Annotated in this window: 2 protein-coding genes; both read left to right on the forward strand. The window is 40.8% G+C overall.

Going from position 1 to position 2,306, the window contains the following annotated elements:
• Window positions 1-931: DegT/DnrJ/EryC1/StrS family aminotransferase (locus tag ACESK1_RS12945; protein ID WP_372920593.1), on the forward strand; the 931-nt coding region annotated here is incomplete at its 5' end.
• Between the two features lie 7 nt (window positions 932-938).
• The coding region (locus ACESK1_RS12950; protein ID WP_372920594.1) for an SDR family NAD(P)-dependent oxidoreductase at window positions 939-2,306 on the forward strand (1,368 nt) is incomplete at its 3' end.

Raw genomic sequence — 2,306 nt, forward strand, 5'->3', positions numbered from 1 at the left:
AGGTGTGGAACGTGGAGATGAGGTGTTGTGCCAGACTATGACCTTTGCAGCTTCGGCCAATCCAATAGTTTATTTGGGTGCGACTCCTGTTTTTATAGACAGTGAGGAAGATACCCTTAATATTTGTCCCGAAGAACTTGAAAGGGCTATTAAAGATCGAATCGAGAAAGGAAAAAAACCAAAAGCGATAATCGCGGTTCATTTATACGGTACACCTTACAAGGTTGATGAGATTAACAAAGTGGCTTCAGATTATGGAATTCCGGTTATTGAAGATAGTGCTGAAGCGCTGGGGAGTTCCTATAAGGGTCAGAAATGCGGATGTTTTGGTGAATTCTCCATTTTATCATTTAATGGGAATAAAATTATTACAACTTCCGGAGGAGGAGCTTTGGTTACTAAAAACCAGAAGGCGAAGGATAAAACAATTTATCTTGCCACCCAGGCCAGGGATGCTGCGCCACACTATCAGCATTCAGAAATCGGATACAATTACCGCCTAAGCAATGTTTCCGCGGGAATTGGACGAGGACAAATGCTGGTCCTGGATGATAGAGTTACAGCACGGAGAGCAATGCACGAATTTTACGTAGATTTGTTTAATGATATTGAAGGGGTTGAAGTTCACTCAGTTCCTGATAATGATTATTTTAGCAATCACTGGTTGAGTGTCATAAGAGTTAATGAAAAACAAACAGGGGGAATAAACCGGGAAAAGCTGCGTTTATTTCTCGAAGAAAATAATATTGAAAGCAGGCCACTTTGGAAACCTATGCATATGCAACCGGTTTTCAAAGATTCGCCATTTTATGGGAAAGGGGTGGCTGAAGCTCTTTTTGAAAACGGACTGTGTCTTCCTTCAGGGTCTAACCTTAGCGATGAAGATAGAAACAGGATTAGCAAGGCAGTAAAGGAATGCTTTACGAAATAATTATATGATGGGGAATTTAGTCAAAGTTCTTAAGGGTATCTTGTCTGGGGCAGACAGTTCTTTAGACCTTAGAAATATGCGTTATCTGCCCAGATGGGCGGTATTGCTCATCGATATTGCTTTGGTGGCTATCTCCACCCTGTTTACTGTGCTAATTGTAGTAGACCTTACTCCCCAATATTATACTGTCCTGAGTTTTTATGACAAAGGGATACTGATAGTTGCGGTTCATATCTTTTATTTTTACATTTTTAAAACCTATGCCGGTATCATCCGGTATTCCTCAAATATTGATGCCCTCAAGCTTCTCCTGGCTACGCTGAGTGCATTCTTCACCCTGGTGTTTATTAGTTATACTGCATATTTTGTAATAGGAGAAAAGATCTTTTTGATAGGAGGTTTATTGATAAACCTTTGTGCGGCTTTCTCCTTGTTATTTCTTTTTAGATTAGGGGTAAAGCAGGTTTATGAGTATTTCAAAATCGTTCAGAAAAACGAACAACTCATCAATGCGGTAATAATCGGGGCTGATGAAAATGCGATCTCGGTGGCTGGAGCACTGGATATTGAAAATCCAAGAAGGTTTAAAGTTGTAGGTTTTTTGACCAAGGAAAAGTTAAACCGAAACATAAGATTACTGGATAAACCGGTGGTGAGCCATTCAGGAAAAGTTCATTCATCAGTGCAATCCCTGGATGCCAGTGCAATAATTCTCTCAGAGCATAATTTAAGTGCTGAAGAAAAATTCGGAATTGTTGAGGATTGTCTTGAACATGATATCAAGGTGTTCAATGCCCCTATAGTTTCCAGTTGGGGACAGGGGGAGCCTATCGCTCAAAAAGTTAAATCGCTTCAAATCGAAGATCTGCTGGAAAGAGAACCTATTAAGCTGGATGTGCAGAATAAGATCGAACAGCTTACGGGGAAAACCATTCTTGTAACCGGTGGTGCAGGATCTATAGGAAGTGAGATCGTTCGCCAGGTAGCCGATTACAACCCGAAGAGGCTTATTATTCTGGATCAGGCTGAAACTCCTCTGCATAGTTTAAAATTGGAAATCGAAGCCAGATTTCCCGATCTGAATTGTAAATTTATTATTTGCGATGTTGGAAACTGGAAGCGCCTGGAATTGATGTTTCAGAATAATGATATTGATGTAGTTTACCATGCGGCAGCCTACAAACATGTTCCTCTTATGGAAGAAAACCCCCATGAGGCGGTTTTTGTAAATATTGCGGGGACGAAAAACCTGGCTGATCTTTCGGTAAAATACAAGGCGGGACATTTCGTAATGGTTTCTACGGATAAGGCTGTAAACCCCAGTAATGTGATGGGAGCCTCTAAAAGAGCGGCTGAAATGTATGTGCAATCTCTT

Origin of the sequence: Salegentibacter sp. (assembly GCF_041642575.1) — a bacterium.
GTDB lineage: Bacteria > Bacteroidota > Bacteroidia > Flavobacteriales > Flavobacteriaceae > Salegentibacter.